Genomic DNA, 16,375 nt, shown 5'->3' on the forward strand with positions numbered 1-16,375 from the left:
GTACTACGATTTATACGATTCCTTTTCACATTTTCTCCTGCTATAGAATTCTGCATGTCTTGTTAGTCCCTTTGGAAAATATCTCTTGTATAAACCGTATCCTTCACATCGTTCAGGCAACTGCCATATCTATTCGCAATGCTTGCATTGCTCATTGACTTAAAATTTGCCAAGTCATTCACAACCACAGAACCGAGGGAGGTTTCACCATCTTCCCATGTCGGCTCATATATTACAATGGTCGCCCCCTTAGCCTTGATGCGCTTCATGACACCCTGATTGATCTGCTGCGTATTCAGCCCTTTCATCTCCGCATAGGTGTCCAGCTCATTGAAATATGCAACACGCAGAGCCAGAAATGTATTGGCAAAGAGCTTTACGGCCTCTGCTTCAGTAAATCCCATAAACAGCGTATCAATGCACCATCAGCCAACAGCTCTGCAAAGACCTTCTCAGCATCAACCAGTCGTTAGTCATTCATATCTGTGCCCATGATAATACGGGACGGGTACAAGTTATCGTAGAAAGCCTTGGATTCACACAAAAACTCCGGGCTAAAGATGATATTTTTGCTGCCGAACTTCTCACGTACAGACTGTGTATATCCAACTGGGATGTTAGACTTGATAACCATGACGGCGTGGGGGGATACTCTATTACTAGCTTGATCACCGCTTCAACAGCAGATGTATCAAAGTGCTGTGTCCGGCTGTCGTAATTTGTCGGGGTTGCGACTACCACAAAATCCTCATCCGAGTACGCTGCTTTCGCATCCAGTGTGGCTGTCAGATTCAGTTCCTTTTCCTCAAGATATTTTTCAATATAGTCATCCTGTATGGGCGATTTTTTATTGTTAATCAGCTCAACTTTTTCAAGCATAACATCTACAGCTATGACCTTATTGTGCTGTGCTAAAAGCACTGCCAGAGATAGTCCTACATAACCAGTATCGGCTACTGCACACAGAGCAAGGCGACAGAGGAAGACCAACTTCACCTGTCGCTTTGTTTAGAACCTTCTGTATCACACAAATCCCCCCTCAGTTCCAAATAATTGTTATTATTTTGAGTTTCCATCCTCAGACTGCCCCCTTCTGACCCAACACAATAAGCACTGTTCTCCAAATGATCTTCAGATCCAGCCCCAATGTCCATTCTGTTATGTACTGGGCATCCAACTCTACGACTTTCTCGAAGTCCACGATGTCGCTTCTCCCGCTTACCTGCCACATACCGGTTAGTCCCGGCCGCATTGCGAGCCGCTTGCGATGCCTGACTTCATACTGCTCATACTCATCCACTGTCGGTGGCCTTGTGCCGACCAGACTCATCTCGCCTTTAAGAACATTCAGGAACTGGGGAAGTTCATCAATGCTGCTTTTCCTCAGGAAATGTCCTATCGGAATGATTCTCGGGTCATTATCCATCTTGAACATGAACCCACTCATTTTGTTCTGAGCCATCAGCTCTTTCTTCCGCTCCTCTGCATCAGGATACATTGTGCGGAATTTATATATTCGAAACCGTCTTCCATTGCGTCCCACCCTTTCCTGTGAAAAGAACACAGGGCCCGGTGACTGCTTCTTGATGATCGGTGCAAATATCAGAAATGCAATTCCTGTTATAAGTAATCCCACCAGGGCACCCAGAATATCCAGGGTTCGTTTGAAGAACAATTGCCGCGGTGTTGCAAATTTCATGCTTGAGGATAATACCATATAGCCTGCAAACCTTTGAATCTTTTTATTCTCAACATTCGTTGTGAATCTTGCAAGGTTCACATGAGCGACCAGACCCATGCTCACAAAAATGCTCATCAGCCTTTCTGCTTCTTTTTCATAACCCGGAAGATCGATAAACACTTCGTCTATAATGTTATCCTGTATGTATTTAATGATATTGTCCTTATCAGCTACGACAGGGACATATTTAATAACCTGCCCTACTTTATCAGGTTTATCATAAACTGCACATGCTGTTAGTTGGTAGTCTCTATACGGCTGCAGGAGTCCTTCAATTGTATCCTCAATCCTGCCGTCCGTGGAAATAATCAGGACTTTTCTGAGTACTTTTTTTCCGCGGATTCTGATTCGGATGATTCTCTTCCAAAACAATCTTGCAACAATCATCATGCAAACACTAGCCGGATACATCGCCATTACGATAATTCTGGAATACGAACTTGATTCTTTAAAAATAAACATCCATACAATCAGTCCGACTGTAACTGCTCCTGCATGGAACAGGGACTGTTTTATCTCAGCCACATATCCACGGCCAATTATATTCTCATAGCTATTCATGAAAAATACTACTAGAATACTTACGAAAACAATCGCCCATACCATATTCTGATATTGGTCTGTTAATCCACCTTTTGGAAAACCATTCCTTATTAAATAAGATATAAAAAATGCGGTCTCCAGACACAGTATGTCAATTATGGTAAAATCTAAATGCTTAGTCCACCCCTTCAGGAAGTTCTGATTCATTGTTCACTCACACCCTCATACAATACTCAGATCAACAACAGGCCTCCACCTGTTACGGCTTTTATTATTCGCCGTAGCTGCCGTAATACTTACCGTAATAACGGCCGTAATACTGATTCTGCTTCATATCTACTTTATTCAGTACCACTCCCAGAATAGGACATTCTGACTTTTCAAGCTGTTTTTTTACATTTCTTGCAAACTTATAACTGATTGCCTGGGATGCGATCACCAGCACCGCTGCATCACACTGTTTTGCTATTATGGCGCTGTCGATTACGCTGCCAAGCGGCGGTGCATCTATAATTATGTAGTCATATACCTTTCTTGCGCTGCTGATCAGGGACTCAAACTTCTTATGTCCCAAAAGCTCTGCCGGGTTTGGAGGTACTACGCCTGCGAACATGACAACCAGCCCCGGGCGCTGTGTCTTGTACATTATGTCGCCTACTTCAGCCTGGCCTGCCAGAAAGTGTGATAGCCCTTTAATGGTTCCTGTCATCTTCTGACGTCCGGCGAGTACAGATTTTCTCAAATCCGCATCAATAAACAAGACTTTCTTTCCAGCCTCTGCCAGGGAATTTGACAGGGACAGGGACACCGTACTCTTCCCTTCGTTTGGTGTGCAGCTTGTAAATACGATAACTTTCTTATCCGCTCCGGAAAATTCCAAGTTAGTACGAAGAGTCTTGTACGCTTCATTACTCCTGAAATCCTTATCCATCCCTTTTAAGATCATTTCCTGCATATTAGTTACCCTTCTTCTTTCATTTATCTCATTCCTAGCCTTAATGACTCATTTCATGTCCCGGCTCAGTTTCTATTTTCTTCAGCATGGCTGCTGCATTAGTATAAAATATCTTTTTCATATATTCAGTGCCATATTTTTTCTTCACATAAGCGGCGGCTTTCTCCATGTGTGGAGCTCTGCTGCCGGAATTGTGTGCATCCGAACCTACCGCAAACACCATCTCATGCTCCAGCAGTTCTCTTACAAACTGTTTTGCCCTTCTGCCCGAGTCTCCTGTTATACTTCCTGAGTTAACCTGTATATTAACTCCCATATTCCAGATATGCTCTGTAAGTTCAAACTTATCAACCAGACATAGATACCTCTCAGCATGTGCCAGAATCACTTCATAGCCCGCGAGCTGTATATGCTGAAGCCCCTGCTTTATATAGCTGAAATTATCTGCGGGAGAAAATTCCACCAGCACCTGATTTCTGCGGTTCATCGAAAGAACCTCTCCCTGCCGCAGTTTCTCCGGGATATCCTGACCAAAATAAATTTCCGTACCTAGGTAGATGCGGAATTTGTCGTCAATCCTCTGTGCAGCTTTACGAACCAGGGTCAGCTTCTTTCTCAGTATCTCAGGCTGTTCGTGCCCTCTGCGTGGGTGATAATGCGGTGTCGCTATCATACAGCGGACTCCTTCTTCATACGCAATGCGAAGCATCCTCTCTGTCTCTTCCATGTTAGCAGCCCCATCATCTACGCCGGGAAGAATATGGCAATGCATGTCAATATATCTTTCCATCTGGCGGTCTCCTAGTCGTTTATATCTATTCCTATCATTTTAAGCATCTATGGCATCAAATTTATCCTATATCATATGAACCATCAGATACATCCTTTAGTCTATCGCTAACTCCCTGTTTTGTCAAGGAAACTGCGCAAAATAGATGGAATCTTATCACAAACTGTCGTATTATGCAAATGACCATAAACCCATAAAAAAGGCAGTTTCTTTTATTATAAAAACCTATTTGCAATCACACATGAATACTTTCTTTATGAAAAATACACTGTTTCCCCCAATATTTCGGCTTATAATTATTAACATCTGACAAAAGTAAAATTTTCCTTAAATGTCATTATTTTTTAGCATTTATCTTTAACGGATCAGAGAGGGATACTGCCAGGAGAATTTTTTATTTTATAGAATGTGCTCCTTTAAAACAAAAAAATCTCTTTCCAACCATTTCAAGTCAGAAAGAGATCTTGTACGCTTATGTTTTTCAGCCATTTAATAATACTTGAAAAAGTATGTATTATTTGTTATAAGCTTTTTTTCTGTTTAATCCGTAAACGCCAGCAGCTGCTGCCATTGCGATTAAACCTAATGTAAGAACTAATGAAGACTCACCTGTCTTTGGTGATGTTCCATTGCTTGTTCCATTTCCTGTGTTTGTTAATGTGCTGTTATCAACTACAACTGCTACTGGTGATAAGCTTGTAAATGTAGCAGTAATCACACCGTCACCAACACTTGTTGTTACATCTTCCCAGCCGTTCTCACCAAAGTGAAGAATTGCTGCTTTTGTGCTGGATGTTGCTCCCGGCAACGGGAATGTGATTGTAAGAGCGCCGTCTTTTTCAAAATCCCAGTCAGGTGCTGTTAAATCAAATGCAGATACAAGTGTTCCGTTCGGAACCACTGCTTTAATAGTTCCTTCGTCAGGTGTCTGTGTTGCAGCTGCATATGTTACAGTTACTGCATTGCCGTTTTTATCAACGGCCTTTGTTCCGCTCTTGAAATCAGCGGATGGGCTTCCTGCTGCGAATACGCCCATTGTCATAGTGAAGAGCATTGTGGCTGAAAGTAATACTCCCACTAACTTTCTCATTCTACTTGTTTTCATGACTAGTCCCTCCTAAGTAAAATATATTTAATCTAGTTCATTTACACATTGTATCACATATTTTTTAATTTGTAAAAGGTTTTGACAACAATTTCCTTTAATTCTGCTTCATTCGTATAGAACTCATCGTGTTCTTTACCGGCTTTCTCTTCGCCCGGGATCGTCTGAATCTCGCCGTCTATCTCATATTTCGATAACGCCATAATCTCATCAGCGCTCATGTCTGTTGTGAAGTATGGATTGGCACCTGTCATCAGTTTTGAATAAATCTCGGTATCCTTCTGTGATGCATTTTTTAGCTGCGATACCAACGCCATAAGAAACTGTGTCTGTCTTTCCATTCTGTCATTATTGCTTCCGGTGACTGTGATATCTCTGTACCGCACATACTTTTCTGCCAGCGCACCTTTCAATGAAAGTGTCTTCCCCTTTTCAAAGGACTTGTCCACATAGGTATAGTCTTTCGGCACTGTGATCTCGACGCCGTCCATCAGGGTGGTAATTGCTGAAATACCATCAATGCTCATAGCGATGGACGAACTAACCGGGACTCCGTACATTAGGTCGGATACTGCTTTTTTCATAAGCCAGCTGCTCTTCTTCTCACCGTCACCATACGCGTACTGGAGGGCAATCTGCATTTTCTGTGTTGTCAGATATTCTCCTCTTTCGGAATATACATCCACATTTGTCATTGTATTTCTGGATATCTGGAAAACCTTAACAGTCTGTTCCTTCTCATTGAGGGCCATTAGTATAATACTGTCTGCCTGACCGCCATCCCCCATATGTTCCGCATATCCCATATCACCTTTTTTATCTACCCCAAGAAAGACGACTGTTTTAATATCCCTGTTGTATTCATAAGTCTGGCCTTCATAGCTGATCGTCTTACTGTCACCAGAAGACTGGCTTTCAGATTTCACAGTTTCCCCGGTGCCTTCTTTTGCCTGAACCTGAGACTCTTTCTTCTTGGACTGGAGGAAGAACAGCGTTCCAGCCACTGCGACCAGAATAACGACAATGATAATACCAATAATAAACCCGGTATTCTTCTTTTTGTGACTCTGCTGTATATCGCTCTTACGCTTCGGACTTTCCGGACGCCTATTGTTATTGTGCTTCATATTCGTACTCATCTGTCAATACAGCTCCTACTACTAATCTGTTATCAGGCTGGGTTGCAATACAGGTGCTCATTGTTATGATTCGGCTGTCGGGTCCTACCTGTACATCATCGTTATAGTTACTGTTCAGATTTCTGACCGCTTTTAGTGAATCTAAATATGCCTGCCTCTGATTATCCTGCGTAAAATCAAAGGACATCAGAATGTGCCGGTCATCATAGACTACGGCCTCGAAGATCTCATAAGTAAGCTTCTTCTCCGGAGTATAGACATACACCTTTGAATGCTCTTTGAAAAATGTCTCGTCCTCATACTTATGTAAGTTCTGGAACATGCTTCCATCGTTCATATCGTGCCCGTATATGATTGTGTTAAAATCAGTAAAATCTTTCGCATTGTAATTCTCGGTATATATGGAACCCGGCAGTCCTGCCTGTCCATCAATCGTATTGTCAAGATAGTAGGTATTGTCCCAGGAACTCTGCACGATTGGATAGTTGATGTTCGTATCCGGAACTGTAATCCATGCATAAATGTCTTTATTCGTTTCCTGAAGCTGCTTAAAATCAATAGGGTTCTTTTCCTTAGGAGCCTCTGGGTCTTTTGCTTCCGGTTCCTCTTCCTTTTCCGGTTCCAGATTCACCTGCTTTTGCACTTCATCATAGACCTTGCCCTTTTTATTTTGTGAAACAAAATAATACGCTATATACGCAATACATACTGCTGCAATGATAACCAGAACAACTGTTAAAATTCTTTTTGTAGTCTTTTTCAATGTCTGTTCCCTTCCTCCTATTTCTTATGAGTCTGGGAAGCGCCGGACTTCCTTTTCTTTTTCTTTTTCTCGTGACCGCTTTTCTCCATGTGCTGCTTCTTAACAGCGGATTCCCCTTCTTCCAATGGAATCATTGCCAGAGTATTCAGCTCCAGGTATTTCTTGATATCCTCTTCGGTCTTAAGCGTATCATCCAGAAGAAGCATTACTATAATCACTGCCGCTGCAAGAAATGCTGCAAGCAGTCCTCCGATTGCTATATTCTTTTTCAAGGACGGGCTGGAAGGATTCTCAGACACAACGGCATCTTCAACGATACTCGGCTTGTCTGTGCTCATTACCTCGGCAACCCGGTCAGCAGTAGCATCAGCCATCGCATTAGCAATATCCTTTGCCAGCTCAGGGTCCGGATTCTCCACGCTGATCTTTAGAATACGTGTATCTGCCGGATTATTAATGGTAATTGTACCAACCAGCTCTTCATATGTAGCGTCCAGATTCAGTTCGTCAATTACCGCAGTTACAACAGGACGGCTTGTTGCCAGTGTCTCAAAATCGACTGTCAGCTGTGTCCCCATCTGTATATCTGCAAGGGATGTAACACTTGTCGTCTTTGTCAATATGTAGATCATGGAGGAAGAGGTATATTGAGGTACCATTAAAAACTTAGTAGCTGCGCCTGCAATCACAGCTCCTCCTATCAGGCACAATATAATCAGCCATGCCTTCCTCCATAATGCGTGGAATATTTCCAGTAAATCAATCTCTATCTCATCATCCCTTAACTGTTCTTCCATTGTTAAAATCTCCTCTATTATCCCTAGAATCTGTTCTATTCTAGCACAGGAGAAGTCAAAAAACAACCAGCAATCAATAAATCCGGCATAAAACTACCATAAAAACACATTTTTTTACTACAGATTTCTGCCTCTGACGACAAATACCGTTATAGAGTACGACCCAAAGGCGCAGACTATAACGGTATACCAAGCCCATTCAAAAGTTCTATTATTTTATCCTGTTTCTTCTATATAAATGGTGCGTTGAAAAAGGCTTTTCATTGTTCTGTATATTTGTTGTTTACCGGATCTCCCTGACCGGAAACTGTATCTCCGAAAGCCACTCCTCCTCGGAATCTTTATTCCAGATTCCGTCAATATAAGATTCCCGCGGATTTCCACATATTTCATACCCGTTTTCCTCTACAAACCTGATGACAGCGCCATATGCCTCCGGGAAACCTTCATATGGCCCTTTATGCAGCAGGCAGGCCGCCTTCTCGATTTTCGGGAGTACCTTGAATTGAATCATCTCAGAATCCGGCTTTTGTTCAACAACAGCCTCACAGATTTCTATGTCTATGTCTTCTTCCCTGTACCCGCCGTCATGATAGATCGAAAAACAGTACTCCGGCTCTGCACAGACACAACCTAGCCGTTCCATCTCCTGTCCCATTCCGGGAAAGATATCGAACATTGTGTCATAATCAGGCATAACCGTCCGCATAGAAGCAACAATGACTTCCGGCAGTTCTTTTATCAGCACATGATAATTTGTGTCTATTTTGTCTTCTGCGAGATAGCATTCTACCTGTGCAAGCTTAGCCGTTTTCTCTGCTATTTCACTCAGAATCTGCTGCTTCTTGGCGAGCAGTAATTTCCGCTCAGATGCACCGTTCTGCACCGCCTTTATTTCTTCCAGAGAAAATCCCATATTCCTCAGTGCCAGGATCTGGTGGATAACCGGCAGCTGCCCTGCGGTATAATAACGGTATCCGCTCTCCTGATCTACATAAGCCGGGGCCAGCAAGCCCTGCTCGTCATAATGACGCAGCGCTTTCACCGTTACATGGTTCATCCCCGCAAACATCCCGATCTTATACAGTTTACTCGGTACTTTTTCACATGTATGATCTTTCCTCAATTCTCTCGCCCTCCTGTCGCCGGGACCTGTGCAGTCATACACAGGCCGCCGGCTTTTTTATGTTATCCACATTCTCTTCTGATATTCTCCACTTTATTCCCATCGGAAAGTGAATTTTGACAATAAACTGCAGATTACTGTGATAGCAATCATCAAAATAATAATTCCTGCCGCATTTTCAACCGGATCTCCCATTGAAATCTGTTTCATGAGCTTAATCCCCTGAGTCAGTGGCAGAACAGATGCCACTGTCTGCATCCCTTTCGGGAACAACTCGAAAGGAATTGTCGCGCCTGATAAAAACAGCATCGGAAAATATACTGCAGTCGTAACTACATTTGCCATCTTTACACTTTTGCACAGTCCCGCCAGAAATACGCCGATACTATACATGGCAGTCATCACCAGCAGATAGGAGCATATAAACAGGAATGGGCTGCCTTTCATCCTGTATTGAAACACAAATGCCGCTACAACAGATACTGCAATCCCGGAAAGAACCGCCGTTGCAACAGAGCAGGCCACGATCGCACTCATCAGCGTCATCGGTGTACATGGTGTGACAAAAAAATGTTTTAAAATCTTCTTATCCCGATAGTCCGCAACAGTAAGGGGAATCCCCATAAATGCGCTTGCACAGATCCCTACAGCCATCAGAGATGCGAATGCGCTCTGGAGAAACGTATAGCTGCTGCCTCCTGCCGTCTTGTTTCCTGCTACCACTGCAATCAAAACAAGAACTCCCACAGGCATGCCCACGCCGAAAATCAGCATATCTGGACATCTCAGTCCCAGTTTCTGCTCTACTTTATATAAGGTCCAGAAACGTTTCATGCTCTCTCCCCCCTCTCATATGCCATAGATACGCATCCTCCAGATTATCGAAGGGACTGGCGTCAACAACCTCTTTGACCGTCCCCTGCGTGACTTTCTTCCCATCCTTAATCAGCAGGATTCTGTCACACAGGCTTTCTGCCTCTTCCATATAATGTGTCGTCAGAAATATGGTAGTTCCTTTCTCTTTCAGCTCCTTTAGTGTCTGCCAAACTTCCCTGCGCGCCTCGGTATCAAGCCCGGTTGTCAGTTCATCCAGAAATACCAGTTCCGGATTTGGAATCAGCGCCAGCACTACCGACAGTTTTTGCCGTTCTCCGCCGGACAGCTTATCCACCGGCTGTTTCTCAAACTGTTCCAGCTTGAACTGACGTAAAAGCTTGTGATAGTCAGAAGGGTGACTGTACAATACCGACATCTCCTCGCAGATCTCCCCGACGCGGATATAGTTCTGATAATGAGAAGACTGCAGCTGGACGCCAATGCGTTCAAAGATCTCCCGTCTTTTTTTGACCGGGTCACACCCCAGAACCTCGGCCGTCCCACTGTCAGCTTTCTTTAAGCCAAGCACAGTCTCAATCGTCGTACTCTTTCCCGCTCCATTCGGCCCGAGCAGGCCAAATACTTCCTGTTCCTTCACCCGGAAAGACAGATGATCTACAACAGTCCTGCCCCTAAATGATTTTGTGAGTTGGTTCACTTCCATACATAATTTCATGCTTTCATTCCTCCTTACAGGAAACATCGTATATCCTCCCGTAAGGTAAGAGTCAAGCATTTATTATATAAGATCTCCTTACTTTTTATCCCGCTTCCGTTTTGCAGGAAACTTTTTTTCAAACAGCTCTAATTCAGCCGGTTCAACCTCGAAACAGCTGTCAAACTCCAAAACCCCGGAATGTTTCTGCAGATATCCTTCCTCCAGTTCCTTCGCCATGAAGAATTCAGCCTCTTCCCCCGGATTCATTTCCGGCAGGTAAATTCCGTAACCTGCCGCCGCACGAAACCCAAACCTTCCGTAATAATCCGGGTTCCCGGTAATTATAACCGCCCGGAAGCCTAATTTTTTCGCCTTTTCCATTGTTGTCTGGATCAATGCTTTCCCAATCCCCTTTTTCTGATAATCGGGATGGACACTGACCGGACCGAATACAATGATATCATCGCACATTTCCCCGCCGCGGAACATTCTGCTATATACAATATTCCCGACAATCTTTCCTTCATCCTCCGCAACATAATCCAGCTCTTTCACAAAAGACTTCTGGCCTCTCAAATTATGAAGGACTAAATGCTCACTGCACCCGGGACTATACACGTTCCAGAAAGCTTCTCTTGTCAGGTTCTCAACCTCTTCATAATCTTTTTCTTCCTCTAATCTCAGCCTCATATCTGTTCCTCTCTTTCATTTTTTCATAGACTTCTTTCCATAAATTTATTCTTCCATCATGATTGTCTGCTCCGTATACTTTCTCGACATATCATGTTCCGCTTTTCTTTTTTCCACGCTGTCAAAGATAATGGAAAAATCATAATCCTCAGGATACAGCTGGTCCGCCGGAACGTGGAGTTTTACCCGTTTATGGTTCATCCATATTTTCTTGTCCCGCATCTGTATTCTGAGTACACCTTTTTCATTCGCGGTTTGGCACACGATACCAATCTTGCGGTCAGGCATAACCATTACGCTGTCTCCGACCTGAAATTTCAATGCATCTGTCTGCTTTCTAACATTTTTCTTCCTCTGGATCTTAGGCTGCGGCGCCTTCTCTAACTTCTGTTCTTCCCCACTTCTAAGCACATCCTTTCCGTAGGCCGCCCGTGCTGCATTCTCCAGCATATATTTCGGCATTCCCAGTTTCTCTGCGATATAGAAGGCACAGCTTTCTCCGGCCTCCCCGATTACCATTTGATACAGGGGCCGCAGGCTTTCCTTGTCAAAGGTCATCTTTGCATTGATGATACCCGGAGTCTTGCCGGCATAGTCCTTTACCTCCGGATAATGTGTCGTAACAAGGAACAGAGCACCGCTTTTTCTCAGTTCTTCCAAAATCGCAACTGCAATCCCCATGCCCTCTGCCGGGTCTGTACCGGAGCCAAGTTCATCCATTATGACCAGACTTTCCCGTCCAGCCTGTTTCAAAATATCCATCACATTCCTGATATGGGCAGAAAAAGTAGAAAGATTCTCAGACAGATTCTGCCCGTCCCCGATATCACACAGTATGGCATTATTCATACAGATGTCTGCCTCTTCGCAGGCCGTATGCAGCCCGCACTGCGCCATCATGCAGTTCAGTGCCACGGTCTTGATCGCCACAGTCTTTCCGCCTGTATTCGGCCCGGTAATGATTACGCCCCTCACTTCCTGCTCATCAGCCAAACGTCCGCCTATCTCAAAATCCAGCGGCACATTGATCTTTCTATCCATCAGCGGATGGCGGGCATTCTTTAACCGGATATACCGCCCTGTATTGATCTCAGGTTTTATACCTCCGTACTCCAGGCTTAGTTTCGCCTTTGCAAAAATGAAGTCCAGCTTTTCCACTGACTGGTTATTCCTGCGGATTATCTCCTCTTTATCTGACAGCATCCCCGTCAGTGTATATAGAATTTTTATTTCTTCATTTTCCTCATCAATGCGCAGCTCCTGCAATTCATCATAAAGTTTTCCCACAGAAGCGGGTTCTATAAACAGCGTACTGCCCGTCGACGACTTATCCAGTACGGAACCACTGACTTTGAACTTATACTCCTTTTTGACAGGAATACAGATGTGGCCGTTTCGCATCGTACTAAAATTATCTGACACGTAAGATTTATTTGCCCTGATAGCTGCATCTGCCTTTTCATGCATTTTTGCATCTGTTTTGTCAATTGCCTCCCTCAGGGATTTTAGGGTTTTTGAGGCATAGTCATCGACTCTCCCTCCTCTGATCTTCGCGCTCAGTTCTTCATATATATCATCCAGCGATTCCAGATTCTCTTCATAATAGGCCAGTCCTATCTCATACATTTTACACCGGTTCAGATAATCCTTCAATCTTCTCACAGAAGTCAGTGTGGATGCCACAATCTCAAGCTGTTCGGGAGTCAGGCAGCCGCCCTTCCCTGCGGTCTCAATCATGCTTTCGATTCCCTGAAGGGCTGTTGCAGGCGGATTTCCACACTTTTCTATCATCGTCCTGGCTTCTGTCGTTTCTCTGAGTTTCTTTCTGACTTCCAGTTCTGACAGGTATGGGGCCAGGTTTTTAATTTCCAGTTTTGCTTTCTCCGTGTATGCAAATTCTGACAGCTTGTTTTTTATCTTATCAAATTCAAGTATTTTTTCTGTATTTAACATTTCAATCTAAACTCCTTTTACTTTTTCACTGCCTGCGGACGGACCCGCTATAGCTTTCTGACATTTTGCTTTTAAAATCTCCATATTAAAATAAAAACACGGGAATAGTCAATCTGCCTTTTCCAGACATACTATCCCCGCGGCGCAAAAATAGCATGACCATACAGCCATGCTATAAGCAATCTATGAATTCAAAGATATACACGCTATGTGTTATGCAGCATTCTTGTAAGGCAGATAAAAGGACGCAGTTCACCCGTAAGCACGGGAATACAGCCACCCTTCACAACTATTTAATTAGCCATGTTCTCCATTACTGCCACAATTAACATACACTACCTCTTTCGCAATTTTTTCTTGATTATAAACGATACAGTTGGAATTGTCAACTTCATTTTCTGCTGTATCAGCATCCCCCACGCTGCACCGGTATTAATATCTGCAGCATGAAGATATTCCCTTCCCCATTCACGGTAATAGTGCCATTATATTTTTCCGCCGTATACCGGATACTCTTCATACCGTACCCGTGGTCCCGCTTGTTCTTCTTTGTTGTGACCGGAAGGCCGCCTTCAAAATGCAGTTTGTTTTCGTAATAGTTCTGTATCTGTATCATTAACAGGCTGTTCTGATTTATAATCTTGACACTGATCACCCGTTTCTCCGGCTCTTTTAAGTCCAGCACTGCCGCTATCGCATTATCCAGCGCATTGCCGAAAATAGCATAGATGTCTTCCAGCTTCATGAAGTCCAGTTTCGTTCCGTCCGCCATGCAGGACCACTGGATCCTGTGGTTCTTGCAGAACAGGCCCTTTTCCATCATAACCGTATCCAGCGCCTTGTTTCCGGTGTTCAGGGCAGTGTCGTAGATCATAATATCGTTCTCTATCTCATTGAAGTATTCTTCCTTTTCCTTCTCATCCGTGATCTCCCGAAGTGCCCGGATCTGGTGTTTCAGATCATGGCATTTCCGGTTAATGCTTTCTATCGTCTCACTCGTTACCTGATATTGCTTTTTCTGCTGCCGCCACGCGGAGTTGATGCCGTCGAGTTCTCTTTGCAGGCTCATCTTTTCTTTCTGGTTAATCTGCACCCAAAGTACATAGAAACAGCAGAGCCCGTCGATCACCCTGTATATGATTCTGTGCCACATTCCGGCCTCGAATCCTGCGATCGCAGAGTTATCGAGGATACTGAGAATCCAAACCAGCAGAATGATCGTAGCAATAGGGAACAGCGCCTGCCTGCTTGCCGCAAATTCTCCCTTTTCAGGCAGTTTCTTTGCGAAGAACTGATAAAAGAGCAGATAGATCACGACATAAATTAAGAGGGAGATCAGGCCGCTTTCCCCTCCTGAAATCTGGTAGATCAGATAAATATCGAATGCGATATGCTGCATCCCGCATCCGCACACGGCGCAGTAAGCCGCCTGCTGCCACGTCGCATCCAGCACGAACTTCGCAAACATGATGCAGACAACAATATAAAAGGCCCAGTATGTAAACGGGAATGCTCCGTTTTCGGGAACGCCATAGTACAGGTTTACAAAATAGGAACTGGCGACCAGAACCCCGGCGCTTCCCCATGCCCTGACCGCAAAATGGCTCCGTTTCCTTGCCGGAACTGCGAAAACAATACAGGCTGAGAGGATCTGAACCATATATGATATTTTATCCCAGAACGCCATCATAAGCTAACCCCTCCCATATAATTTGCCAGTGCCTGGAGAAACTCTTTCTTCCTGGGACGGCTGATTTTCAGCCACTGCCCGCCGACCTTGATATCCTCCTTATTCACACAGTCCACATATTTCAGATTCACCAGATAGCAGTTATTGCACCGTTTAAAGGACAGCCCCGCAAGCTTATCTTCCAGCTCTTTCATGGAAGCCTTCTGTTTAAACTCCCCCTCGTCCGTATGGTAGTACAGGTAATGTCCTTCTACCTCCACGTAGTACAAATGGTCGGTAGAAAACTTCTGTATCCCGTTTGGAGTCGTTACAACGATATTCCTGCTCTTTTTATTGCCAATGATGCTTAAGGCGCTCTTCATCTTCATGGCAAACGAATAGTAATTCACCGGCTTTACCACAAAATCCAGAGCCCGTACCTCGTATCCACGGATCGCCATCTGAGCCATGTTTGTCACGAATATAATGGTTACCTCATTGTCCATTTCGCGGAGTTTTTTTGCCGTGTCCAGTCCATCCATCCCGTCAAGGTCAATATCCAGACAGACGAGGGAAAAGGAATCATCATATGCCGGTAAAAATTCTTCCCCCGATGCATATGTCTGCACCTTTAGCTCTTCTCCAAGTTCTTTCTGCAATTCCATAAAATATTGAGACAGCGTCTTACGTTCCTGTTCCTCATCATCCACAACTGCGATTTTTACCATTTTATCCCCCTGTTTACGTTACCAGGACCCGGGTCTGATTTCACCCTGCCGGCTTTGTTACAGTCTTTTTGCGTACATATTTCTTTTATTATAGCAAACGGCGGAGGTAATATCCAGACACATGCACAACCTGATCCGCCATACATCCCAAGATATTCCCTTCGCCATCTGCGCTAACTATATTATGCCCTTTTTGCGGCTTCCCCTTCCGGAAAAATAATTTTAAATACAAAGAAATAAATAATCATTGATACCCCGCCTGTAATAAATGTAACAAGCAGATTATAGACCGCCGGTGCAAAGTAGGCTTGTGCTACCGGCATCCACAGTCCGTTCACGCCGTTGCATACAAGTGAAATCAGCACCCACGCGATAAAGTACCACATGACCTGCCAGGAAATCTTTCCGTGGCTTTTAAATGTGATGTTTCTCTGAAGCGGGAAATTAATGCACTGGGCAAGGAAGGTTCCCAGTTCATAGCTGATAAAATATCCTAGCCCGCCGCCAATCACCACTTCCCCGGCAGTATTTTTTGCCACTTCATACCCGAGTATATTCCATTTATAATCAAACCCGGCGATATGCACAGGTATCTGGGGCCACATAAACTCTGTGCCCGCAAGTCCGATGCCGAACAGATAGGGGAGAAATGTGAATGCCAGATATTGAAAAATGGTAACACTCATACTAAATACCCAGAAGTAAAATATCTGGTAAATCCATTTGGCGGCTTTTGGGTGCGCCTTGCTGTAATTTCCCCACTTTTCCAGCCACCAGCCGGCCAGACCCTTTTTTTGTTTTTCTTCCATGATACGCCAACCTGCCTTATGATTGCTTTTATA

At 44.1% G+C, this 16,375-nt stretch carries 15 protein-coding genes and 1 pseudogene; all 16 read right to left on the reverse strand.

All coding sequences use genetic code 11. The features are described 5' to 3' along the window. Positions 1–62: 62 nt before the first annotated feature. Positions 63–966, reverse strand: a pseudogene (locus tag DWX43_RS12465) (hypothetical protein). Between the two features lie 112 nt (positions 967–1,078). Beyond that, positions 1,079–2,491 (reverse strand): sugar transferase, encoded by a 1,413-nt coding sequence (locus DWX43_RS12470; RefSeq protein ID WP_118620490.1) that lies wholly within the window; start codon positions 2,489–2,491, stop codon positions 1,079–1,081. Positions 2,492–2,555: 64 nt separating this feature from the next. Then, positions 2,556–3,239 carry a CpsD/CapB family tyrosine-protein kinase gene (locus DWX43_RS12475; protein ID WP_118620491.1) on the reverse strand — a complete coding sequence of 228 codons (684 nt, stop codon included), beginning with the start codon at positions 3,237–3,239 and terminating at the stop codon, positions 2,556–2,558. Positions 3,240–3,279: 40 nt separating this feature from the next. Beyond that, complete coding sequence (locus tag DWX43_RS12480; RefSeq protein WP_118620492.1) at positions 3,280–4,029, reverse strand: CpsB/CapC family capsule biosynthesis tyrosine phosphatase; 750 nt, start codon at positions 4,027–4,029, stop codon at positions 3,280–3,282. A 514-nt stretch (positions 4,030–4,543) separates the two neighbouring features. Next, on the reverse strand, positions 4,544–5,134 hold the full coding sequence (locus tag DWX43_RS12485; RefSeq protein ID WP_118620493.1) for an LPXTG cell wall anchor domain-containing protein: 591 nt from the start codon (positions 5,132–5,134) through the stop codon (positions 4,544–4,546). A 53-nt stretch (positions 5,135–5,187) separates the two neighbouring features. Continuing rightward, entirely contained in the window at positions 5,188–6,273 is a 1,086-nt protein-coding gene (locus tag DWX43_RS12490; RefSeq protein WP_118620494.1) for an LCP family protein, read from the reverse strand. Beyond that, on the reverse strand, positions 6,248–7,036 hold the full coding sequence (gene srtB / locus DWX43_RS12495) for a class B sortase (protein ID WP_181368862.1): 789 nt from the start codon (positions 7,034–7,036) through the stop codon (positions 6,248–6,250). The genes DWX43_RS12490 and srtB overlap by 26 nt, the downstream gene beginning before the upstream one ends. A gap of 17 nt (positions 7,037–7,053) precedes the next feature. Continuing rightward, a complete protein-coding gene (locus tag DWX43_RS12500) occupies positions 7,054–7,833 on the reverse strand; it encodes a Wzz/FepE/Etk N-terminal domain-containing protein (protein WP_118620495.1) in 780 nt (259 codons plus the stop codon). 283 nt (positions 7,834–8,116) lie between these two features. After that, positions 8,117–8,959, reverse strand: coding sequence for a MerR family transcriptional regulator (locus DWX43_RS12505; protein ID WP_243099305.1), 843 nt, complete (start codon positions 8,957–8,959; stop codon positions 8,117–8,119). Between the two features lie 93 nt (positions 8,960–9,052). After that, positions 9,053–9,793 (reverse strand): ABC transporter permease, encoded by a 741-nt coding sequence (locus DWX43_RS12510; protein ID WP_118620496.1) that lies wholly within the window; start codon positions 9,791–9,793, stop codon positions 9,053–9,055. Then, positions 9,768–10,511, reverse strand: a complete 744-nt coding sequence (locus tag DWX43_RS12515) for an ABC transporter ATP-binding protein (protein WP_118620529.1) — start codon at positions 10,509–10,511, stop codon at positions 9,768–9,770. Before DWX43_RS12515 ends, DWX43_RS12510 begins: the two co-directional genes overlap by 26 nt. A 78-nt stretch (positions 10,512–10,589) precedes the next feature. Then, positions 10,590–11,183, reverse strand: a complete 594-nt coding sequence (locus tag DWX43_RS12520; RefSeq protein ID WP_118620497.1) for an N-acetyltransferase — start codon at positions 11,181–11,183, stop codon at positions 10,590–10,592. A gap of 45 nt (positions 11,184–11,228) precedes the next feature. Then, on the reverse strand, positions 11,229–13,136 hold the full coding sequence (locus DWX43_RS12525) for a DNA mismatch repair protein MutS (protein ID WP_118620498.1): 1,908 nt from the start codon (positions 13,134–13,136) through the stop codon (positions 11,229–11,231). 406 nt (positions 13,137–13,542) lie between these two features. Then, positions 13,543–14,826, reverse strand: a complete 1,284-nt coding sequence (locus tag DWX43_RS12530; protein WP_243099306.1) for a sensor histidine kinase — start codon at positions 14,824–14,826, stop codon at positions 13,543–13,545. Beyond that, complete coding sequence (locus DWX43_RS12535; protein WP_118620499.1) at positions 14,823–15,533, reverse strand: LytTR family DNA-binding domain-containing protein; 711 nt, start codon at positions 15,531–15,533, stop codon at positions 14,823–14,825. The genes DWX43_RS12530 and DWX43_RS12535 overlap by 4 nt, the downstream gene beginning before the upstream one ends. 182 nt (positions 15,534–15,715) lie before the next feature. Beyond that, positions 15,716–16,342 (reverse strand): hypothetical protein, encoded by a 627-nt coding sequence (locus DWX43_RS12540; protein ID WP_118620500.1) that lies wholly within the window; start codon positions 16,340–16,342, stop codon positions 15,716–15,718. Between the last annotated feature and the right edge of the window lie 33 nt (positions 16,343–16,375).

Origin of the sequence: Clostridium sp. AF19-22AC, assembly GCF_003479085.1 — a bacterium.
In the GTDB taxonomy this organism is placed as follows: domain Bacteria; phylum Bacillota; class Clostridia; order Lachnospirales; family Lachnospiraceae; genus Faecalicatena_A; species Faecalicatena_A orotica.

What these genes read in the sequence shown, in the direction of transcription:
- DWX43_RS12520 (WP_118620497.1), bottom strand. Translation starts at nt 11,183, where the DNA reads ATGAGGCTGAGATTAGAGGAAGAAAAAGATTATGAAGAGGTTGAGAAC.
- DWX43_RS12480 (WP_118620492.1), bottom strand. Translation starts at nt 4,029, where the DNA reads ATGGAAAGATATATTGACATGCATTGCCATATTCTTCCCGGCGTAGAT.
- DWX43_RS12510 (WP_118620496.1), bottom strand. Translation starts at nt 9,793, where the DNA reads ATGAAACGTTTCTGGACCTTATATAAAGTAGAGCAGAAACTGGGACTG.
- DWX43_RS12535 (WP_118620499.1), bottom strand. Translation starts at nt 15,533, where the DNA reads ATGGTAAAAATCGCAGTTGTGGATGATGAGGAACAGGAACGTAAGACG.
- DWX43_RS12530 (WP_243099306.1), bottom strand. Translation starts at nt 14,826, where the DNA reads ATGATGGCGTTCTGGGATAAAATATCATATATGGTTCAGATCCTCTCA.
- DWX43_RS12500 (WP_118620495.1), bottom strand. Translation starts at nt 7,833, where the DNA reads ATGGAAGAACAGTTAAGGGATGATGAGATAGAGATTGATTTACTGGAA.
- DWX43_RS12485 (WP_118620493.1), bottom strand. Translation starts at nt 5,134, where the DNA reads ATGAAAACAAGTAGAATGAGAAAGTTAGTGGGAGTATTACTTTCAGCC.
- DWX43_RS12540 (WP_118620500.1), bottom strand. Translation starts at nt 16,342, where the DNA reads ATGGAAGAAAAACAAAAAAAGGGTCTGGCCGGCTGGTGGCTGGAAAAG.
- DWX43_RS12490 (WP_118620494.1), bottom strand. Translation starts at nt 6,273, where the DNA reads ATGAGTACGAATATGAAGCACAATAACAATAGGCGTCCGGAAAGTCCG.
- DWX43_RS12470 (WP_118620490.1), bottom strand. Translation starts at nt 2,491, where the DNA reads ATGAATCAGAACTTCCTGAAGGGGTGGACTAAGCATTTAGATTTTACC.
- DWX43_RS12525 (WP_118620498.1), bottom strand. Translation starts at nt 13,136, where the DNA reads ATGTTAAATACAGAAAAAATACTTGAATTTGATAAGATAAAAAACAAG.
- DWX43_RS12475 (WP_118620491.1), bottom strand. Translation starts at nt 3,239, where the DNA reads ATGCAGGAAATGATCTTAAAAGGGATGGATAAGGATTTCAGGAGTAAT.
- DWX43_RS12515 (WP_118620529.1), bottom strand. Translation starts at nt 10,511, where the DNA reads ATGAAATTATGTATGGAAGTGAACCAACTCACAAAATCATTTAGGGGC.